We start from the raw sequence: 18,681 nt of genomic DNA, 5'->3' as shown, positions 1-18,681 counted from the left end.
TATGGCTGGCGCGCTCGGGACCGACTACTAGTACTTTGCCAGCCATAGTTTCGCTGGCCGCTGCCCAATATTTACGAGGAAAAAATATCGTACTTTCCCCAACCAATTCCTATCTTACTGGCACTCTGCGAAATTGCAGCGGACTGCCCATTTTTACAGCACTTAAGCGAACACTCTAGGAGCGAAACTGCCTAAATAACAATCAACAAAATTGCTCAATACCGGGGGCTATTTGGTGGCACTAAAGCTTCAGTTACTACGAAAAATCAATAACGCCGCTTTGTATGCTTGGCTATAATTAGCGAAGAATGAGCGCCAGCCAAGCTTTAGACGTCCCACACATAGTTGCATTGTTATACGGGGATTAGCACTTTACCTATACTAGTTGTAAAGCCGCCGACTTTTACATCCATTACCTTAGAATTATTAGAGCTAACAGCTACTGTAATTATAGAAGTACAATTCATAGCTCTACCTTGTTCAAAAATATAATCATCACCTAAAGCTAGATGCTCTGTAAGATAACATGCTAAAGCGCCACTAGAGCTACCAGTAGCTGATTCTTCTGATATACCAAACAATGGTGCAAAATTACGGCAGCTAGCTGTAAGCTTATTGCCTGGCTCACAAAGCTCAAAAATATGAAAACCTATAACGTTATGTTTTTTGCAGAAGGCTGCAATTAGTTTATCATCTGGTTCTATTAGATCTAAATATCCCTTTGGAACTGGAATAATCACATCAGGAAGACCCGTTGAAATAACTTCAATAGGCAGCTTCGTTCTTTCCAATACATTGCTTTCTAAACCAATAACATTTGCGACTTCTTGATAGGAAAAGCAATTTATTTTTTGAGGTAATTGTTGCTCCATAACAACTTTGCCATTTGACTCTATGTGCACTGAAAGCATTCCTGCTTTTGTCTTTTGAATATAAGAGCCAACGGTTAGAATTTGCTTTTTAAACAGTGTAGAAAAGGTAGCTAAAGTGGCATGGCCACAAAAATCGACTTCTTCTGTTGTTGTGTAAAAAGAGACTTCGAAGTCTGCGTCCTCGTCACTCGAAACAAAAGCCGTTTCTGAATAGCCTACAGTTTGCGCGATTTTTAATTTTTGACTATCCGAAAGATGGTCAGCATTTAAGACAACTCCTGCAGGGTTTCCACCCTTTCCATTAACCGTAAATGAGCTAACCAAATTTACTTCGATATTCACCGACTCTTCCAGCCCCGAAGGTGCGCCATTGATTGATTTGTTATGCATTTAAATGAGACCCCAGCAATTTAAACAATTTTTTTGCCATTTCTGTATGGTCAGCGCCGGGGGTTTCTGGGTACAGAATTTTGTACTCTCCATGCTTTTCATATACATTTCCATATGAGCGGACATAATCTACCACCCAATTAGGACATTCCTCTAATACTGATACGTCAGAGCTATTAGCTATATATTCTGCGGCAAGAAAACCAACTCCTTCTCGTAGGAAACCGAGAGAGAGGAAACCGTGATTTTTCTCAGTCCTATATACATTCTCAATCGACTGGTTAAGCTCACCTAAAAATTCTTCTCTATTCATATCGCATAACGCCCACATCAACTGCCGGAGGCTACTGGCGGCTTTTGTGCGCTTTTTGCACAAAAGGTGACAGTGGCCGGAGGTCAGATTGCATGTGCTTGGTACGCCCAGCATGGGCGTGAACTAATGGGATGAAAGTCCCCTGTAGGAAGATCACCGTTTAATGGACTTCATTAAATGCTAACTACTAGCGAATGGCAACTGCAATACCGTGAGGTCTTGTGGGGAGGAAGCCGCTAGCAAAACTACGAGCTGACGGACAGAAACATCATATAAGGCTTAGCCTGGAGGCGAGGTGGCCAAGAACACTGAAGCCATGTGATCTAACGGGTAAAGTAAATGATGCAGTTGTGTAGTGAAAGTTCACGTTCTTATCTGGGCAGATCTGTTCAACCTGCTACTGTAAAGCTGTCAGCGTGGCCGCTGACTCATAAGTAGGCCCAGCCCGCTAGCCACCATCGCGGGGTAAAAAAAAAGTGGTGGAACACAGCGGCGCCTCGGCCAGTGATGGCCAAGGTGATTGAACAGAAGTCAGCCGACGGCATAGTAGCCAAATGCCAAGATTAATACCTTGGACAGGGTGAAGACCTGAACCCAAAATCCACGAGTTAAAAGACAGGGCTAGCCTACCGATATGTTGCCAGCCGGATATAAAATTGACGTAGCGCACTGCCATGACACTCAACTCAAATGAAAATCTACTCGACGCTATCCTCAGCAAAGAAAACCTCAATGCTGCATGGAAGCACGTTCGAGCCAATAAAGGTGCCGCAGGTATCGATGGGATTTCCGTTGATGATTTTGTGCAGCACTTCAAGGCAGTTGGGGCTGAAATTATCGAAGCCATTCGGCAAGGTCATTACCAGCCGCTGCCTGTTAGACGCGTCTACATTCGCAAGTCAGGCGGTGGTCAGCGAGGCCTTGGGATACCTACGATCTTTGATCGTGTTATTCAGCAAGCTATCGCGCAAATCACCAACCCCATCTTCGATGTGACTTTTTCAGAGTTTAGTTATGGCTTCCGGCCAAAGCGATCACAGCATCATGCGGTGAAAAAGCTACAGAAGTATATCGAAGGTGGGAAGCGAATAGCCGTAGATGTCGATTTGTCTAAGTTCTTCGACCGGGTCAACCATGACTTCCTCATGAGTTTACTTGGCCAAAGAATCAGCGATAAGCGTTTACTCAAACTGATTGCAAGCTATTTGCGTGCAGGCTGGGTGGAAGATGGATGTTGGCAAGCGTGTTATGAGGGGGTGCCACAAGGTGGCCCTTTATCGCCGCTGCTGTCCAATATTGTACTCGACCTGCTCGACAAAGAGCTGGAAAAACGCCAACACAATTTCGTCCGCTATGCGGACGATTTTGTGATTGTCGTTTCCTCTAAATGCGCGGGTGATCGGGTTATGACGAGCATTAAACGCTTTGTTGAGCGCAAGCTTAAACTCAAAGTTAACGATGCAAAAAGCCAAGTAGTCCCCGTTAGTCGTTGTAAGTTTCTGGGTTTGGAGCAAAGCTTGTCTGGCATGATAAGTCACTGCGCCAATTTAAATACCACGTCCGCCAGATTACAGGACGATCCCGTGGTATTTCGATGGAAAAGAAACTGAAAGAACTTACCGTATACCTCCGTGGTTGGATCAACTATTTTGGAATAGCGCAAGGCTATCAAAAATGTATAGATCTAGACTGCTGGATACGGCGGCGATTAAGAATGAGCTATTGGAAGAATTGGCGCAGAGTGAGAGCGAAAGTTCGAAATTTACTGCGTATGGGTGTGAGTGAATCGCTGGCAGTTACCTGCGGCTCGTCCGGTAAAAGTTACTGGCGAAGCGCAAAAACTGAGGGTATTCATATTGCGCTCAATAATGAGTTCTTCGAAGAGATGGGTTTGATTTCATTGCGAGATCGTTGGGTAGAGATTCATTACGGATAGGGAACCGCCCATTGCGGACCCGCACGATGGGTGGTGTGGGGGCCGGTAGCTAGAAACTATCGGCTACCCGATTTAGGTGCTGATTTCTGAGGTTTCACAGTTGAACCTGAGACAACCATGCCACAGTCAATTCTTTCTTGTGGTGTTGGCAGCTTATTACACTCCAATAGTTTCGGGTAAGCTACTTCGAAGCTCCCAGGAACATGTAACCCTTGAAGTTGTCTGTGACAAGACTCAGCAGTAAAAGCTGAGTATGATCTCACCTCCAAATCTTCAAATGTATAAATTTCATCTGCTATCCGATGCATATTTTGGGCTAAGTGTTTTTGTTTCGAAAAAGGCATCATAATTAAAGTTGTGAGATCTGGAAGAGGCGCTAGTAATTGTTCTTTAGTCATACCTTTTTCTTTGTGAATAAGTGCTGAAGTCGCAATCTTGTAGAGTTGATTACATAATGGGGCTAAATCGTATTCATTTTTATTTTCCTCAGACCAAACAGTTTCACTGAATGCCAGTAATAAAAGTGTTGCAATAAACCTCATAAGGCACCTAATGCCGCCAACAGAGGCCCGCGCTTGCGCGGGTCCTGTTGCTTGGCCTGGTTAGAAGGCTACTTACTCTGCTGGAGTACAATTTTTTGTTCCTTGTCTTGTGCTTTTACAAGATAAGTATTTGTACCCCATCCTCCGGCCTGTAAATAGTCTTGTACTTTAAGATCGAAAGAAACTCTTTCCCCCGTATACGCTTGATCTTCCTTCACGCCTACAACAGGAGTCAAAATAACTTCCCCGGCATTTCCTTTGAAGTTTTCAGGATTACCAAGCCAGCGCTCACTAAGGAATACTGATTTTATATAAGGTTTCCACATTGGTTTGTTTTTGATAGTTCCTTTCAATCTGTACTCGATAACAGCCTTGGAATTAAATAAGTACAAGTTGGAGTATATTTCTTTGGTTTCTAATACGTCGATTACTAGGTCGTCTTGGTAGCCCCACCACCCAATTTTATACGTTATGGGTACATCAGATTTTGGTTCAGGTATTTTAGGCTCTAGCGTTTTAATCAGGAACCAGTATGTGGCAGCAAGTAGTGCTGCCACTACGCACGCTATAATGATCGTGATTTTGAGTTTTCTCGACATTCTCAAAGCCTTTTAACGCTTTGACTGTCCGGTGGAGGCGCGTAGCGCCGGAACGAATTGCAGCAATTTGTTATGCATTTTTGCTCCACATGTAGAGTTAAGAAAAATATATGGTAACACCAACGACTCCTACAACTAATACAATGAATGCTACCAGCTGAAATCTATCCATTGCCTTTAAGATTTCTTTTTCTTGGCCCTGCTTATTCTTGGCAATAGCCCAGACGATACCATACGCAACAGATGCCAGGGCAAATATGGCCATGATTATGTATGTGGCGAAGTCCATATCTTTACGTGGTTACTCAATGCTATCTGGATGCATAAAGCCTTTATAAACGGCGTGCGTTTTTCAGCGCGTCCAGTTGCAGCCGTTTTCTGGCTGCAACGATGTTTAATAAACTTGTTATACCCTGGCTATTTGTAGATTTTGGGATCAACTTCATATTCTCCACCCATTTCCTTGGGCTTCAAGCTTGGGTGTTGCTCGTAGATGGGGTTCATGAAGCTAGTAAGTAGTTCACCCATCACTTTTCCTGTGGCTTGCTGGTAGTTTTTAAACTCTTGTTCAGAGCATCCATCCTTAATAAGAGCAAGATTATTATCCATTGCAGCCCCTATTTTAAGTGCAAGCAAGCTTGTTTTTTCAGCTAGTTCTCTATCCATAGGTAGTATCCGTATAACGCCGCTAGCAAGGGCAGCCGAAGCAACGCGTAGGCTGTCCAGCCCAGCCCCGTAGGGGTTGGGCGAGCTTGGCTAGCCTGGTTATGTATTGATGTTCGACTCGAAGTATTCACTCTAAAAATAGCTTTTTTACTACTTTGCCACTAAATGAGTCTATGATTACCATGCCGCCGTCCCCACCAAGCATTGGACTGTCAGACGCCAGGATACCCGCGAAAGAAACAATATAATTGTTGCCATCTTTTTCAATGGATGCAGAACCGCATTCGCCACATTCCTGCTTGGCAATATCGATCGCTTCTTCAACGCTAATTTTAGGTTTTGTATTAGTTACAGAGCAAGCTGTCACTATTGCAAAAACAAAAAGTATAAAAATATTCTTTTTCATATTACCGGTACACATAACGCCGCGCTCAGGGACGGCTTGGTTTGTGTGACTTTTGCGCGAACATGGAGCGCAGCGACTGCGCAAAAGATGCACAAACTAAGACGTCCCCTGTAGCGCCTTGTTAGGGTTGACGCTCAGACAAACGATTTATGCCAAAAATTACTGAAGGAATTCCAACTAATGCACAAAGAAATGACATTCCGAGATAAGGCAGAACCTCAATAGTAAACTCCATGTCTTCATAATCGAAACCCCTTACGAATTCATGGAGCAGGAATACAAATGCAACTGTAAAAAATATTCCTACAGTAAACGGCAAGCACTTAAGGAAAAACTTGCTCATGATCTGGGAGCTCCTCTATAAAAACGCCCTGACAAACCCCAATGCTTCGATTCAATATCTCTACAGACACCGCGAAGCATATAATTGACGAAAACAAGATATACAATTGCTTTCTTGGCATAAATTCTACTTAAACCCTAACGTTGCCAGCAAGGGCAGCCGAAGCGGAGCGTAGGCTGTCCAGCCCAGCCTTAAGCTGGGCGATCTTGCCTGGCCTGGTTAAATTTTATGTCCATTGAGGCCACCCCAGCGATTTAAGCCATATTAAAAAACTGATACAGCTCAGATATGGTAAACAATTGTACAGTCTGAATCGCTGCTTGCGATACCATAGAAATAAAATAGCCAAATACGTCGCGGTAAAACCGGCAACTACATGGAGAGCTAGCCTTGCAACGTCACGAGACTCGTTTGTATGGACAAAGCCCATCTCAATGACATACCAGTTTACCCACATAGCCGATAACCACGGTAAAAGTGAAATCACAATGAGAGAGTTATCAATACGACTCACTGGAGATTGCCCTTAGGAAATTTAACGCCTCAATAACCGGCAGCAGGAACGTAGCGAAGCGCAGTGTAAGCTGTCCGGCGCCGAAGGCGCGTAGTTCATTGATTTGTTAAACATAATACACCACCAATGCCACTAGAACTAAAAGTAACAACAGGTAGATTGGTTTGATCTCGATGGAGCCGGCATTCTCTGCCTAAGCCTCTAGCTTCAGTAGTTTTTCGGTATCGCCAATATTGTTTAGGAGCATTTTATTTGAGAATTTCGCAATCCTAATACTCCATTCATTAGGGCCAAGCTCTTCTAAAGAGTCACAAAGGGCAATCAGCTCTCTAGATTCTTGTTCGGGGAGACTTTCAATAACCTCAGAGATCAAATCATGCAACTCGATAATATCCATTAGATGTTTAACGCTTGCCACATGGGCGAAGTTGGAGCGACAGCGGAAACTTTGTCCCGTGCTGGCACTGGTTAAGGGGCTTTAGCACGCAATGATCTCCAAATTTCCCTGGCACTTTCAACTTCCTCCTCTGAATCAGAATAGATAGCCATCTGAACATAACCATTATCATTCACCGCGTAACAATAGAAAGCTGCCACTCTTTCGTCATTAGATTCTTCTGCCAGCCGGTATGAGAAATACAATGCATCGTTATTTGATTCTGATGTAAGGTCATATGACGACGGAGAGATATCCGCCTTTAACTCTTGGAATAAATCTCGGGCTGACACGTTGTGATCATTGCCCCAAACTGCCACATATATCGTAAAACCCGGCCTCCAAATGATAAGGTCGTCATTATCTACCCTGCGATTAAATTGATCAGGCAGCATCAATGACCATTCTCTAGTCATTTGATAATGACCTTCAACTATTGGGAAGTCTGGATGCAGCATTCTTGCCCCTTAACGCCTTGCTAAGGGGCAGCCGAAACGTGGTGTAGGCTGTCCCGCGGAGGCCGCGCTTTTTGCGGCCGGAGTGTACTTGAGCAACTTGTTATAAGGCATTGTACTTGCACCCCAAAATGGCTTTGCGGATAGTGGCAACATTACGACCATTTACTGATGGCTCATAAATTTCACAATACTCTTTGCTATAGCCTATGTCAGATATTGTGTAGGAGATTAAGTCTAGTGTTTGCTCGGTTATATTTTGATGGTTCATTATTGAAATGAACTCTTCTGGGTGTTCTACACCCCACGCCACAAATACTGCAAACTTTTCAGAACCAGGCCCTTCGCCATTGTAGGTTTGTAGATAACTAACCACCTCGGTTTGATTTGAATAGTTTTTAAGTAAATTTTTGGTTTCTTTACTAGCTACGCAAATTGAGTCGCATTCACAACCCGTGAGTAATAGAAGAATTATGAAAGTTAGAGTTCTCACCGTTACTCCTTTATGCCTTATAACGCCTAGCACACGGGCGGCCGAAGCAAAGCATAGGCCGTCCAGCCCACATATTTTGTGGGCAATCGTGCTGCTTTTTGTTATGCATTAGCCTCTCCGCCAGTCTTTAATAGTTGCAATAAGTAGGGCTATGAAAATTACTAGAAGGAAAAAGGCAACACCATAGCCCACGGCACCATCTACTTTAGCTCCTTTGGCCTCCCAATGCCCATAGGTTATAAGCTGATATAGCATTGCAAAAGATATGAAGCCACTAGTAAATACAGCTAGTAACATATGCCGCAAATTGAAAAGCTTTTTCCCAAAAGCAAGCTCCCCCCATGAAGGAGTCTCGATTTTTCTATCGAGGCCTTTTCGACGCCATCGGCGGTCTTTGAGATTAGACATAGTTTTTATTCATAACAGCTATATAGTAATCATTCTGATCACTATTATCCTGATTACTATCCTGGAATCAATCTTACGCCTTGCCTAAAAAATGTTATTTAAATCAAAAGATTATTTGCTTTTATGTCAGTCGTACCAATTGTAAAAATGATCACTTTGGCTACTATCCCCAAAAAAGACTACCTTTGTAACTCATTGTATTTCATCAAGTTTTTTCCTGATAAAGCTATTCTTCAAAAATAACAGTCAAGATGATCAAAAATATCTCTGTATGCCCATTAATTGTTAGCGACCGTTAGTGCAGATAGGGCCGGAGTTGAGCAACAGCTATGGCCTGAGTATTTCAAATCTATAGTGCTGCTGAATAATTTCATGATACTTCTGGCTAACAGGGCGTTTCACAATCAAGACGCGGTTCGACGGAAATGTCTGGACCATTACAACGTCGTGGTGCAGGTTGCTAATAACTCTACAAGCGTCGAAGGCGGTGTCTTGAAGGTTATAGTTGCTGCATTACGGGGCTTGGAAAGGATTAGGTCCATTTGCGGCGAGTTGCGCTTACTATTTGTAGTTTTCAAGGTGCGCAAAGAATGAGTGACTCCGTTGCGATTGCCTTGAGCATTTACGTTTCAGGGTTTGTATCAATTAGCGTTCCTGATGGGGAGTAGGGCTATTCCAGGGTTGTTTAATCCACTTATGAATACCTCCCTAGAATGGTCAAAAGCCTCCGTTTTATCAATTTACTTAAAGAATAATCTTTAGTTGAGACTTATCGGCCGAGGGGCTTTTTGCGTAAGGTATTCAAGAGCATCTAATTGGTTTCACTCTTTCAGGCCGCGGCTGCCTGACTTATAAGTCTATAACTCAAAATGGTCAGTTCCGTTTATGACTAGTTCCGATACCGTCCAATCCATACACTGGTAGTCAGAAACGAGAGAGACTTATGAAGATTGATGCAGCAGTTTGCTCCAGTGCGCGATTGGCCCGAGACCGGCGCTTTGATGGGCGCTTCTATACCGCAGTGAAAACAACCGGCATTTTCTGCCGCCCGATCTGTCCCGCTCGGCCACCGCTGGAGCGCAATGTCACTTATTTTGAGACTGCGGCGGAGGCGGCAAATGCGGGCTTTAGGCCCTGCCTGCGCTGTCGCCCCGATTCTGCGCCGGGCAGTCCAGCTTGGGGATTGGTTTCGACCACCGTACAGCGCGCTTTAAAACTGATGCGCAGTGAGCGCGAGCCTCAATCTGTGGAGCGACTGGCAGAGCGTCTCGGGGTCAGCAGCCGCTACTTGCGCCGCCTGTTCTCTGAGCATCTGGGCGTAAGCCCCTTGGCAGTTTGGCAAACCGAGCGGGCACTGTTTGCTTTTCGCTTACTGCGAGATACGGACTTGCCTATTGCTGAAATCGCCTACGAGTCTGGTTTTAACAGCTTGAGGCGCTTTAACGGCGTATTCAAACAGATCTATCAGCGCACCCCATCCGAGGTGCGCAGGGAGGGACACGCAGAGCGCGCGGAGAAGGCGAGTGCCACACGAGTGCGGCTGTACCTGGATTACCGCCCGCCATTAGATTGGCAACAACTCCTGGCTTTTTTGGGAACTCGCGCTTTGGCCGGGGTAGAGCAGGTGGAGGGGGAGGTCTATTCGCGCAGTTTCGAACTGGATGCTTGTCGCGGTGTGATGGAGGTCTCCCACGACCCGCAACGAAATCGCCTGGTGGTGGAGGTTTTTGGTCAGGAAGGTGGGGCAGGGTTATATCTACTGAACCAGCGCCTGCGCCGGCTGTTTGACCTGGATGCGGATATTGAAGAGATCCAGACGGTATTAAATGAAGATCCATTGCTAGCGGATCAGTTGGCGAAGAATCCGGGCCTGCGCTTGCCCGGTGCCTGGGACCCATTCGAATATGCACTGCGGGCGATTCTCGGTCAGCAGATCAGTGTCGCGGCGGCGACCACTATTGCCGGACGTATCGTGGCCCGCTACGGGGAGTCTTTTGTGGATGATGCTGGCAGAGAGCGGTTTTTATTCCCAACGGCGGAGCGTCTCGCTGAGGCGGACTTTGCCGATCTGGGCTTGACCCGGGCTCGGATGAAAACCCTACAGGAGTTTGTCGCCGCAACTTTAGATGGCCGTGTGAGTTTTGCCGATCAGTCCCTGGAGGATTGGTGCAGCCAGGCCACGGCACTGCCGGGTATTGGCGACTGGACGGCGCATTATATTGCTATGCGTGGCCTGTCGATGCCGGATGCTTTCCCCGCGTCGGATTTGGGTATTCTGCAAGCCCTGGGCAGTGATGGCGAAAAGGCAAAACCCAAGCAGGCCCTGGAGCGGGCAGAGCAGTGGCGGCCCTGGCGGGCATATGGAGCCATTTTGTTGTGGCAGTCCCTGAAATCTGGAGAGAAAAAATGATTGTCTATGAGAGTTACACCACGGAATTGGGGGATGTTGCCATCGCGGCCTGCGAGCAAGAGGGAGAGGGTCTTTCCCGAGGTATAGTTGCACTCCAGTTTTATGACGATGAACGACCATTGCGTTTGGGGGCCGGTTGGCAGCGAGGCGCCTCGGAGCTGACAGATTTGGCCGCTCAGCAGTTGCGGGAATATATCGCCGGCCAGCGCAAAAGTTTTGATTTGCCTCTGGCGCCAAAGGGCACTGAATTTCAGCGCCGGGTTTGGGATGCGCTGTTGCAAATTCCCTTTGGCGAAACCCGCAGTTACAGCCAGCAAGCCCAGTGGCTGGGCCAGCCCCGCGCTATCCGTGCAGTGGCGCGGGCCAATGGTGCGAACCCGATTGCCATCGTTATTCCCTGCCACCGTGTAATCGGAGCCAATGGCAGCCTTACCGGCTACGCCGGCGGCCTGTCTTTGAAAGCGCGCTTACTCACTCTTGAGGGTGCCAACTTTGTCCAGCAGGGCGAGCTGCTCTAGCGGGTAATATTGGGAAAAGCGCAATCATCTCTCCCTAGCCACGGCCTCTTTGGCGCGAGATAATAAGCGGTTCATAATCATATCGAGCCGGAGGCCAAATGCTGTACAGATTGGGGGATAAACAGCCACAACTGGAAGGTGAGGGCCACTATGTTGCGCCCGGTGCCCATGTGATTGGAGATGTGCGTATGCTTGCGCACAGCTCCGTATGGTTTAACTCGGTGGTGCGCGGTGACTGTGCGCCGATCACTATCGGTGAATACAGCAACGTACAGGATGGCTCGGTACTGCATGCCGATGTGGGTGTGCCATTAACCATCGGTACCGGTGTCACCGTAGGCCATAAAGTGATGCTGCACGGCTGTGACATTGGTGATTACAGCCTGATTGGTATCAATGCCGTGATCTTAAACCGGGCCAAAATCGGCAAGTGCTGTATCATTGGCGCCAATGCGCTGGTGACCGAGGGCACAGAAATCCCCGATTACTCTATGGTGCTGGGCTCTCCCGGCAAGGTAGTAAAATCTCTCGATCCCGCCACCTACGAGCTGCTCAAAGCCAGCAGCGATCACTATGCGGCCAACGGCAAACATTTCGCCAGTGAACTGGTCCCGCTTGAGGCTAAAGATGTCTGAACAACCGGTAAAAACCGTGGAGCCGAAAGAACGCCCGGTGAAATCCCCCTGTATCTCCGTGTGTGCCCTGAATGAACAGGACCTGTGCGAGGGCTGTTTTCGCAGTGGTAACGAAATCAGCCTCTGGGGCTCCATGAACAATGATGAGCGCCGTGCAGTGTTAAAACTCTGCACCGAGCGCGCGCGGCAAATGGGCCGAATCTGGTAAACAATCGATAGCGCTTTGTCGGGGCCGGGCCTCGCAGGGCCCGGAACTAAATGCGACTATGACCCAACCCTTTGTCCACCTAAGAATTCACTCAGAATTTTCCCTGATCGATGGCCTGGTAAGAATCAAGCCGGCCATCGCCCGCGCCCAGGAGTTGGAAATGCCAGCCCTGGCGATTACCGACCAGTGCAACCTCTACGGGCAGATTAAATTCTACCGGGCCTGTTTGGGCTCCGGTATCAAGCCGATTACCGCAGCGGATTTTTGGCTTAGCGAAGGCGGCGAGGGCAAGCCTACGCTGATCACGCTCTATGCGATGAATGCCGATGGTTACCGCAATATTACCGAGCTGATTTCCCGAGCCTGGATGGAAGGCCAGTACCACGGTAATGCCTATATCAAGCGCGAATGGGTTAAGGAGTACAGCGAAGGGGTGCTGATGCTGTCCGGTGCCAAGTACGGCGATGTGGGCCGTGCCCTAGTGGCGGGGCGCCGCGCTCAGGCGGAGGAGCTGGCACGGGAGTGGGCGGAGTTATTCCCCGGCCGCTACTACCTGGAGTTACAGCGCACCGGGCGCGCCGGCGATGAGGACTACCTGCACTCGGCGGTGAAGTTGGCCCAGAACCTGAACTTGCCAGTGGTCGCGACTAACGACGTGCGCTTTATGGACGAGAGCGAGTTCGAGGCCCACGAGGTGCGCGTCTGTATCCACGAAGGCCGCGCTCTCGATGACCCTCGCCGCGAACGCCGCTATTCCGCGCAGCAGTATTTCCGCACACCGGAAGAAATGTGGGAGCTGTTTGGCGATATCCCCGAAGCCCTGGAAAACACCGTGGAGATTGCCAAGCGCTGCTCCGCACCGATCCAGCTGGGTAAATACTTCCTGCCGGAATATCCGATTCCCGAGGGTATGACCGAAGACCAGTTCTTCGAAAAAGTCTCCTATGAAGGTATGGAGCGGCGCCTCGCCACCATCCTCGACAAGTCTGCTGCGGACTATGCCGAGCGCCGCCAGATCTACGAAGACCGCCTGCGCTTTGAGCTGGATATCATTATCCAGATGGGATTCCCCGGTTACTTCCTGATCGTAATGGACTTTATCCAGTGGGCCAAAGACCACGATATCCCGGTGGGCCCGGGGCGGGGTTCCGGTGCCGGTTCCCTGGTGGCCTACTCGCTGGACATTACCGATCTGGACCCGCTGCAATACGATCTGCTGTTCGAACGATTCCTGAACCCGGAGCGGGTGTCGATGCCCGACTTCGATATCGACTTCTGTATGGAGAAGCGCGACCGAGTAATTGGCTACGTTGCGGATAACTATGGCCGCCAGGCGGTGAGCCAGATTATCACCTTCGGAACCATGGCCGCGAAGGCGGTGGTGCGAGATGTGGCGCGGGTGCAGGGCAAGTCTTACGGCCTCGCCGACAAGCTGTCCAAAATGATTCCCCCCGATGTGGGCATGACCCTGCAAAAGGCCTTCGACCAGGAAGAGATCCTGCGGGAATTCCTCGACCACGACGATGAGGGGCAGGAAATCTGGGAGATGGCCCTGCAACTCGAAGGGGTCTCCCGTAACGTGGGCAAGCACGCCGGTGGTGTGGTTATCGCCCCCACCAAGCTCACCGACTTTGCGCCGCTCTACTGTGATGAGACCGGCGCGGGTCTGGTAACCCAGTTCGACAAAAACGATGTGGAAGATGCGGGTCTGGTGAAGTTCGACTTCCTCGGCCTGCGAACGCTGACCATCATCGACTGGGCCAAGCGCATGGTGGATGAGACCCGTATGCGCGTGGGTGAGGAGCCCCTGGATATTGCCGCGCTGCCGCTGGACGATGAAGAAACCTTCAAAATGCTCAAAAGAGCAGAGACCACGGCGGTATTCCAGCTGGAATCCCGGGGCATGAAGGACCTGATCAAGCGCCTACAGCCGGACAACCTGGAAGATATGATCGCCCTGGTGGCCCTGTTCCGTCCGGGTCCGCTGCAATCGGGCATGGTTGATGACTTTATTAACCGTAAGCACGGTCGCGCCCAGGTGGCCTACCCGGATGCCAAATACCAGCATGAAAAACTGCAACCGATCCTGGAGCCCACGTACGGGGTTATTGTTTACCAGGAACAGGTGATGCAGATCGCCCAGGAGTTGGCGGGCTATACCCTCGGTGGCGCTGACCTGTTGCGCCGGGCGATGGGTAAAAAGAAACCGGAGGAAATGGCCAAACAGAGGGCCACTTTTGAAAATGGGGCAAAAGAGCAAGGAATTGACCCCGAACTTGCGATTAAGATCTTCGACCTGGTAGAGAAGTTCGCAGGCTATGGTTTTAACAAATCGCACTCTGCGGCTTACGCACTGGTGTCATACCAGACCGCTTGGCTGAAAGCGCACTATCCCGCCCAGTTTATGGCGGCGACCATGTCTTCGGATATGGATAAGACCGATAAGGTGGTGACCTTTATCGAAGAGTGCCGAGCCATGGAGCTGGTACTGGTGCCGCCGGATGTGAACCTGGGTAGCTTCCAGTTCTCGGTGGATATCGACAATCGCATTATCTACGGTCTCGGTGCGATTAAGGGCCTGGGTGAAGGTCCGATTGAAAATATTATTGCGGCGCGGGAAGAGGGTGGTCCCTTTACCGACTTGTTCGATTTCTGCTCGCGGGTTGACCCACGCAAGGTGAACAAGCGCGCGCTGGAGGCACTGGTGCGCTCTGGGGCACTGGACAGCATAGGCCCGGATACCAATGGTGCCGACGGCTTGGATTATTCCCGCGCTGTGCTGTTTAACGCGCTGGATGAAGCGGTAAAAGCAGCAGAACAGCAAAAGGCCAATGCCAATGCGGGCATGATGGACCTGTTTGGCGAAGTGGTGCCCCAGGCATCGGAAGGCGATGTGTACGAGGATTTCCGCCGCACACGCTGCTGGAGTATTCGCGAGCGCCTGGAAGGTGAAAAGAATACCCTGGGTCTGTATCTCACAGGGCACCCGATTGACGAGTATGCCGGTGAGTTACAACACCTGGTGAAGGCGCGAATCGCCGATTTGAAACCCGGCCGGGAATCGCAAAAAGTTGCGGGTCTGGTTGTGGCGATGCGGGTAATGAAAACAAAACGCGGTGATTCCATGGCTATTGTTACCCTGGATGACCGCAGTGGCCGTATTGAAGCGGCCATGTTCAGCGAGGCCTTTGGCGAACATAGAGACAAGTTGGCCAAGGATGCTCTGCTGGTATTGGATGGACCGGTTGCCACTGACGATTACAGTGGCGGCCTGAAGATGACAGTAAACAGCGTTTCCACGCTCGATGAGTTGCGCCAGAGCCGGGTGACCGGGGTGCGCTTGCGAGTGGATAGTAGCAGTGTGGCACCGGGGTTGGCTAAGCGGTTGGCCGCTTGCCTGCAACCCTATACCGGTGGTCAGTGCGGGGTCAGCCTTGAGGTTTCCCGCCACGATGCCCGGGGCTTGTACCGACTGCCGCCGCAGTGGAACGTAGAACCAAACGACCAGATGGTCCAGTCCCTCAGGGAACTGCTGGGACGTGAGCAGGTGGCGCTTCAATACGCACAACGGCGTTAAAATCTACCGGGCTCGACTGGCTGGTTCTGTACAGTTAAGCTATGCCGCTGTGATAGCCCGGTGGTAACAAAAAGAGTTAAAGGCGCAGATTTCATGAATTTTAATTTTCTCGAGTTTGAGCAGCCAATTGCAGAGCTGGAAGGCAAGATAAAAGAGCTGCAGCTTGTGGGTGATGACAACGAGCTGAATATCGCCGATGAAGTTACCCGGTTGCGGGAGAAGAGTAGAACTTTGACCGAGTCCATCTACTCCGACCTGAGCCCGTGGCAGGTCGTACAGGTAGCCCGCCATCCGCAACGTCCCTATTCAAAGGACTATATCGAGCGTTTATTTACCGATTGGGATGAGCTGCACGGCGACCGTCACTTTGGTGATGACAAGGCGATTATCGCCGGTATCGCGCGCTTAAATGGCAAGCCGGTAGCGGTGATTGGTGAAGAGAAAGGCCGCTCTGTAAACGAGAAGGTTGCGCGTAACTTTGGTATGCCGAAGCCGGAGGGTTACCGCAAAGCTCTGCGTGTTATGGAAATGGCCGAGCGCTTTAAAATGCCGGTTCTGACCCTGATCGACACCCCGGGAGCCTATCCGGGTATCGACAGTGAAGAGCGCGGTATCAGTGAAGCCATCGCCCAGAATCTGGCAGTGATGTCCCGCCTGCGCACGCCGATTATTTGTACCGTGATTGGTGAAGGTTCCTCCGGTGGTGCACTGGCGATCGGTGTGGGTGACCAGCTGAACATGCTGCAGTACTCCACCTACTTTGTGATTTCCCCTGAGGGTTGCGCCAACATTATCTGGAAAACGGTCGAGAAAGCGCCTTTGGCCGCTGAGGCGATGGGGGTGACCTCCAGCGTGTTGGAAGAGCTGGGTATTGTGGATGAAACCATCCCCGAACCTCTCGGTGGCGCTCACCGTGACCCGGATGCAATGGCCAATAACCTCAAAGACCGTCTTAGCGAGCAGCTGGACCAGCTGAGCAGCATCCCCATTGATGAGCTGCTGGAGAAGCGCTATCAGCGCCTGATGAGCTACGGCAATATCGTTTCCTAAGCTGCTTTTTTGCTTTAGGGAGTTGTTCGGAGGCTCCCTAGATCCTTTCCTGCCGCGCCAAGTGTATAAAAGTATTGCCCTTGTGTGCGGTTGGTGTTTCCTTCCTGGTCCCTTCTTTCCCTGCTCATAGATACTTGCGCTTGTGTGTCATTTTCCGCGCGATTGAGTTTTCATTTCGCTGTCCCTCTGCCTGAAAAAAAACCACTATTTACAGAGCTGCCTTGTGGTCAGTCTCCTCTATGTGGCTAGGTTATTGGACTCCCGGGAAGTCTTAGAAGGAAATAAAGTACTCAAACAGGTTGATCTACTCTTTCGATGGAGGCCTTTGAGAAAGCGGTTCAGCTGGCCCGATAGCAGACAGTCTGGAGCCTGGCGGCCGCTGATTGTCCACGCTGCCCCCATTTTGAACCCCCTTATCGAAAAGCCCTCTGAGGCGGCGCTACCTCCATGATAGAAAGTACCAACAATAAAGATTGGTGCAATAGGCACAGGTTTGCCCGGATAAAAATATCGACCGGAGAGGCCTGTGAGCTGAAGTCTCAGGATTAATAATTATGGCAATAATGCAGAGTAATACAGCAACGGATGCTGCGCAGATACCGACGGGTGACCAGTCGGGGCACAGGTTTGCCCTGGTGGCGCTGACCTCACTATTTTTTATGTGGGGCTTTATCACCTGCTTGAATGATATTTTGATTCCCTACTTGAAAGGAATTTTCGAGCTGAACTATGCCCAGGCAATGCTGGTGCAGTTCTGCTTTTTTGGTGCTTATTTCCTCGTTTCCCTGCCTGCCGGTGCCCTGGTCAGTAAAATTGGTTATCAGAAAGGGATTGTGACCGGCTTAAGTATTTCAGTGGTTGGCTGTTTGCTGTTTATCCCCGCTGAAAGAATGGAAGTCTATGCACTGTTCCTCGGTGCACTGTTTATTCTGGCTTCCGGTATTACTATTTTACAGGTTTCCGCCAACCCTTATGTGACAGCACTGGGCGATGAGCGCACGGCGCCCAGCCGCCTGACCCTGACCCAAGGCTTTAACTCTCTGGGCACCACTATCGCCCCTCAATTTGGTGCATTGCTGATTTTACCCGCTGCCGGTGTTGCAGCGGGTGCTGCCAGCGCTGCTGTTATTGAAGTTCCCTACCTGATCCTAGCGTCCGCGCTGGCGATCCTGGCTATCGTCTTCGCATTTTTGAATTTGCCGGCAATTGTCAGTAGTGCAACTTCTGAGTCTGTTTCCAATACTGAAGCCGCTTCCGCCTGGAGCTACCGTCACTTGGTGTTGGGCGCGATCGCTATTTTTGTCTACGTAGGTGCCGAAGTCTCTATCGGTAGCTTCCTGGTGAACTTTATCGCTGAGGATTCCATTGCCGGTTTGGAAGAGTCTGAAGCCGCCTTCTATATTTCCCTGTATTGGGGCGGCGCTATGGTTGGTCGCTTTGCCGGCGCTTTAATTATGCGCTTTATCTCTGCCGGCAAAGTGCTCGCAATCTGCTCTATCGGCTCCTGTGTGCTGCTGTTGATTACTGTTACCGGTAGCGGCTATCTGGCGATGTGGGCGGTACTGGCTGTGGGTCTTTGCAACTCTATTATGTTCCCGACTATCTTTAGTTTGGCGCTGGCCCAGCTGGGCCCATCGACCAGTCAGGGCTCCGGAATCTTATGCCTGGCCATAGTAGGCGGTGCCATTGTGCCGTTGTTACAGGGGCTTCTGGCTGACCAAATTGGTATCCAATTGGCGTTCGTTCTGCCGATCTTCTGTTACCTCTATATTCTCTACTACGGTCTCTCAGGACACCGTACAGATAAACGCGCTTAAGTTTTCTTTTCTTCTCTTCTGAGCTCGTTTGCCGGCATTTTTATGCCGGCTTTTTTGTGTCCGGAATAAATGGCCAATTTGAAATGTATTTGA

At 49.6% G+C, this 18,681-nt stretch carries 20 protein-coding genes and 1 pseudogene; 10 read left to right on the top strand and 11 right to left on the bottom strand.

The window, feature by feature from the left end; genetic code table 11:
* Window positions 1-353 precede the first annotated feature (353 nt).
* Both ACJJI3_RS10415 and ACJJI3_RS10410 read right to left on the bottom strand, forming a co-directional pair.
* On the bottom strand, window positions 354-1,214 hold the full coding sequence (locus ACJJI3_RS10415; RefSeq protein ID WP_444942375.1) for a PhzF family protein: 861 nt from the start codon (window positions 1,212-1,214) through the stop codon (window positions 354-356).
* 40 nt (window positions 1,215-1,254) lie between these two features.
* Window positions 1,255-1,575 carry a hypothetical protein gene (locus ACJJI3_RS10410; RefSeq protein WP_444942374.1) on the bottom strand — a complete coding sequence of 107 codons (321 nt, stop codon included), beginning with the start codon at window positions 1,573-1,575 and terminating at the stop codon, window positions 1,255-1,257.
* 674 nt (window positions 1,576-2,249) lie between these two features.
* Between ACJJI3_RS10410 and ltrA the strand changes: the two genes are divergently transcribed.
* From ltrA to ACJJI3_RS10395, 3 genes and pseudogenes are all read left to right on the top strand, one after another.
* Window positions 2,250-3,185 (top strand): group II intron reverse transcriptase/maturase, encoded by a 936-nt coding sequence (gene ltrA, locus ACJJI3_RS10405; RefSeq protein WP_444942373.1) that lies wholly within the window; start codon window positions 2,250-2,252, stop codon window positions 3,183-3,185.
* Window positions 3,170-3,283, top strand: a pseudogene (locus ACJJI3_RS10400) (group II intron maturase-specific domain-containing protein); the annotation flags it as partial. The gene ltrA and the pseudogene ACJJI3_RS10400, both read left to right, overlap by 16 nt.
* A 6-nt stretch (window positions 3,284-3,289) precedes the next feature.
* Complete coding sequence (locus tag ACJJI3_RS10395) at window positions 3,290-3,511, top strand: hypothetical protein (protein ID WP_444942582.1); 222 nt, start codon at window positions 3,290-3,292, stop codon at window positions 3,509-3,511.
* Window positions 3,512-3,567: 56 nt separating this feature from the next.
* On the opposite strand, the gene ACJJI3_RS10390 is transcribed toward ACJJI3_RS10395, so the two are convergent.
* From ACJJI3_RS10390 to ACJJI3_RS10350, 9 genes are all read right to left on the bottom strand, one after another.
* Window positions 3,568-4,053, bottom strand: a complete 486-nt coding sequence (locus tag ACJJI3_RS10390; protein ID WP_444942372.1) for a hypothetical protein — start codon at window positions 4,051-4,053, stop codon at window positions 3,568-3,570.
* 68 nt (window positions 4,054-4,121) lie between these two features.
* The gene (locus tag ACJJI3_RS10385) at window positions 4,122-4,652 is read right to left on the bottom strand and encodes a hypothetical protein (RefSeq protein WP_444942371.1); all 531 of its coding nucleotides are present in this window, start codon (window positions 4,650-4,652) and stop codon (window positions 4,122-4,124) included.
* A gap of 417 nt (window positions 4,653-5,069) precedes the next feature.
* On the bottom strand, window positions 5,070-5,318 hold the full coding sequence (locus ACJJI3_RS10380; protein WP_353376763.1) for a hypothetical protein: 249 nt from the start codon (window positions 5,316-5,318) through the stop codon (window positions 5,070-5,072).
* Window positions 5,319-5,445: 127 nt separating this feature from the next.
* On the bottom strand, window positions 5,446-5,724 hold the full coding sequence (locus ACJJI3_RS10375) for a hypothetical protein (RefSeq protein ID WP_444942370.1): 279 nt from the start codon (window positions 5,722-5,724) through the stop codon (window positions 5,446-5,448).
* Between the two features lie 121 nt (window positions 5,725-5,845).
* On the bottom strand, window positions 5,846-6,067 hold the full coding sequence (locus ACJJI3_RS10370; RefSeq protein WP_444942369.1) for a hypothetical protein: 222 nt from the start codon (window positions 6,065-6,067) through the stop codon (window positions 5,846-5,848).
* A 707-nt stretch (window positions 6,068-6,774) separates the two neighbouring features.
* Complete coding sequence (locus ACJJI3_RS10365; protein WP_444942368.1) at window positions 6,775-6,978, bottom strand: hypothetical protein; 204 nt, start codon at window positions 6,976-6,978, stop codon at window positions 6,775-6,777.
* Window positions 6,979-7,049: 71 nt separating this feature from the next.
* A complete protein-coding gene (locus tag ACJJI3_RS10360; protein ID WP_444942367.1) occupies window positions 7,050-7,475 on the bottom strand; it encodes a hypothetical protein in 426 nt (141 codons plus the stop codon).
* A gap of 100 nt (window positions 7,476-7,575) precedes the next feature.
* Window positions 7,576-7,965, bottom strand: a complete 390-nt coding sequence (locus ACJJI3_RS10355) for a hypothetical protein (RefSeq protein WP_444942366.1) — start codon at window positions 7,963-7,965, stop codon at window positions 7,576-7,578.
* A gap of 108 nt (window positions 7,966-8,073) precedes the next feature.
* Window positions 8,074-8,373: a hypothetical protein gene (locus ACJJI3_RS10350; RefSeq protein ID WP_252082806.1), complete on the bottom strand. Its 300-nt coding sequence runs from the start codon at window positions 8,371-8,373 to the stop codon at window positions 8,074-8,076.
* 943 nt (window positions 8,374-9,316) lie between these two features.
* Here ACJJI3_RS10350 and ACJJI3_RS10345 point away from each other — a divergent pair.
* The 7 genes from ACJJI3_RS10345 (at window position 9,317) to ACJJI3_RS10315 (ending at window position 18,588) form a co-directional block, all read left to right on the top strand.
* On the top strand, window positions 9,317-10,783 hold the full coding sequence (locus ACJJI3_RS10345) for an AlkA N-terminal domain-containing protein (RefSeq protein ID WP_444942365.1): 1,467 nt from the start codon (window positions 9,317-9,319) through the stop codon (window positions 10,781-10,783).
* The gene (locus ACJJI3_RS10340; RefSeq protein WP_444898157.1) at window positions 10,780-11,301 is read left to right on the top strand and encodes a methylated-DNA--[protein]-cysteine S-methyltransferase; all 522 of its coding nucleotides are present in this window, start codon (window positions 10,780-10,782) and stop codon (window positions 11,299-11,301) included. The genes ACJJI3_RS10345 and ACJJI3_RS10340 overlap by 4 nt, the downstream gene beginning before the upstream one ends.
* Window positions 11,302-11,399: 98 nt before the next feature.
* The gene (locus tag ACJJI3_RS10335) at window positions 11,400-11,936 is read left to right on the top strand and encodes a gamma carbonic anhydrase family protein (protein WP_444942364.1); all 537 of its coding nucleotides are present in this window, start codon (window positions 11,400-11,402) and stop codon (window positions 11,934-11,936) included.
* On the top strand, window positions 11,929-12,144 hold the full coding sequence (locus tag ACJJI3_RS10330; RefSeq protein ID WP_444942363.1) for a DUF1289 domain-containing protein: 216 nt from the start codon (window positions 11,929-11,931) through the stop codon (window positions 12,142-12,144). The genes ACJJI3_RS10335 and ACJJI3_RS10330 overlap by 8 nt, the downstream gene beginning before the upstream one ends.
* A gap of 58 nt (window positions 12,145-12,202) precedes the next feature.
* Window positions 12,203-15,721, top strand: coding sequence for a DNA polymerase III subunit alpha (gene dnaE, locus ACJJI3_RS10325; RefSeq protein WP_444942362.1), 3,519 nt, complete (start codon window positions 12,203-12,205; stop codon window positions 15,719-15,721).
* 93 nt (window positions 15,722-15,814) lie between these two features.
* A complete protein-coding gene (locus ACJJI3_RS10320; RefSeq protein ID WP_282931792.1) occupies window positions 15,815-16,771 on the top strand; it encodes an acetyl-CoA carboxylase carboxyltransferase subunit alpha in 957 nt (318 codons plus the stop codon).
* 554 nt (window positions 16,772-17,325) lie between these two features.
* A complete protein-coding gene (locus ACJJI3_RS10315; RefSeq protein WP_444942361.1) occupies window positions 17,326-18,588 on the top strand; it encodes a sugar MFS transporter in 1,263 nt (420 codons plus the stop codon).
* Window positions 18,589-18,681 lie beyond the last annotated feature (93 nt).

The sequence above is a fragment of the Microbulbifer maximicatervae (SeqCode) genome (genome assembly GCF_052466985.1).
Note: the sequence above shows the minus strand (reverse complement) of the source record. Positions and strands in the feature narration are given on the sequence as shown.

Coding starts and splice junctions, on each gene's coding strand:
- ACJJI3_RS10410 (WP_444942374.1), bottom strand. CDS start 1,575: ATGAATAGAGAAGAATTTTTAGGTGAGCTTAACCAGTCGATTGAGAAT.
- ltrA (WP_444942373.1), top strand. CDS start 2,250: ATGACACTCAACTCAAATGAAAATCTACTCGACGCTATCCTCAGCAAA.
- ACJJI3_RS10395 (WP_444942582.1), top strand. CDS start 3,290: ATGAGCTATTGGAAGAATTGGCGCAGAGTGAGAGCGAAAGTTCGAAAT.
- ACJJI3_RS10390 (WP_444942372.1), bottom strand. CDS start 4,053: ATGAGGTTTATTGCAACACTTTTATTACTGGCATTCAGTGAAACTGTT.
- ACJJI3_RS10385 (WP_444942371.1), bottom strand. CDS start 4,652: ATGTCGAGAAAACTCAAAATCACGATCATTATAGCGTGCGTAGTGGCA.
- ACJJI3_RS10380 (WP_353376763.1), bottom strand. CDS start 5,318: ATGGATAGAGAACTAGCTGAAAAAACAAGCTTGCTTGCACTTAAAATA.
- ACJJI3_RS10375 (WP_444942370.1), bottom strand. CDS start 5,724: ATGAAAAAGAATATTTTTATACTTTTTGTTTTTGCAATAGTGACAGCT.
- ACJJI3_RS10370 (WP_444942369.1), bottom strand. CDS start 6,067: ATGAGCAAGTTTTTCCTTAAGTGCTTGCCGTTTACTGTAGGAATATTT.
- ACJJI3_RS10365 (WP_444942368.1), bottom strand. CDS start 6,978: ATGGATATTATCGAGTTGCATGATTTGATCTCTGAGGTTATTGAAAGT.
- ACJJI3_RS10360 (WP_444942367.1), bottom strand. CDS start 7,475: ATGCTGCATCCAGACTTCCCAATAGTTGAAGGTCATTATCAAATGACT.
- ACJJI3_RS10350 (WP_252082806.1), bottom strand. CDS start 8,373: ATGTCTAATCTCAAAGACCGCCGATGGCGTCGAAAAGGCCTCGATAGA.
- ACJJI3_RS10345 (WP_444942365.1), top strand. CDS start 9,317: ATGAAGATTGATGCAGCAGTTTGCTCCAGTGCGCGATTGGCCCGAGAC.
- ACJJI3_RS10340 (WP_444898157.1), top strand. CDS start 10,780: ATGATTGTCTATGAGAGTTACACCACGGAATTGGGGGATGTTGCCATC.
- ACJJI3_RS10335 (WP_444942364.1), top strand. CDS start 11,400: ATGCTGTACAGATTGGGGGATAAACAGCCACAACTGGAAGGTGAGGGC.
- ACJJI3_RS10330 (WP_444942363.1), top strand. CDS start 11,929: ATGTCTGAACAACCGGTAAAAACCGTGGAGCCGAAAGAACGCCCGGTG.
- dnaE (WP_444942362.1), top strand. CDS start 12,203: ATGACCCAACCCTTTGTCCACCTAAGAATTCACTCAGAATTTTCCCTG.
- ACJJI3_RS10320 (WP_282931792.1), top strand. CDS start 15,815: ATGAATTTTAATTTTCTCGAGTTTGAGCAGCCAATTGCAGAGCTGGAA.
- ACJJI3_RS10315 (WP_444942361.1), top strand. CDS start 17,326: ATGGCAATAATGCAGAGTAATACAGCAACGGATGCTGCGCAGATACCG.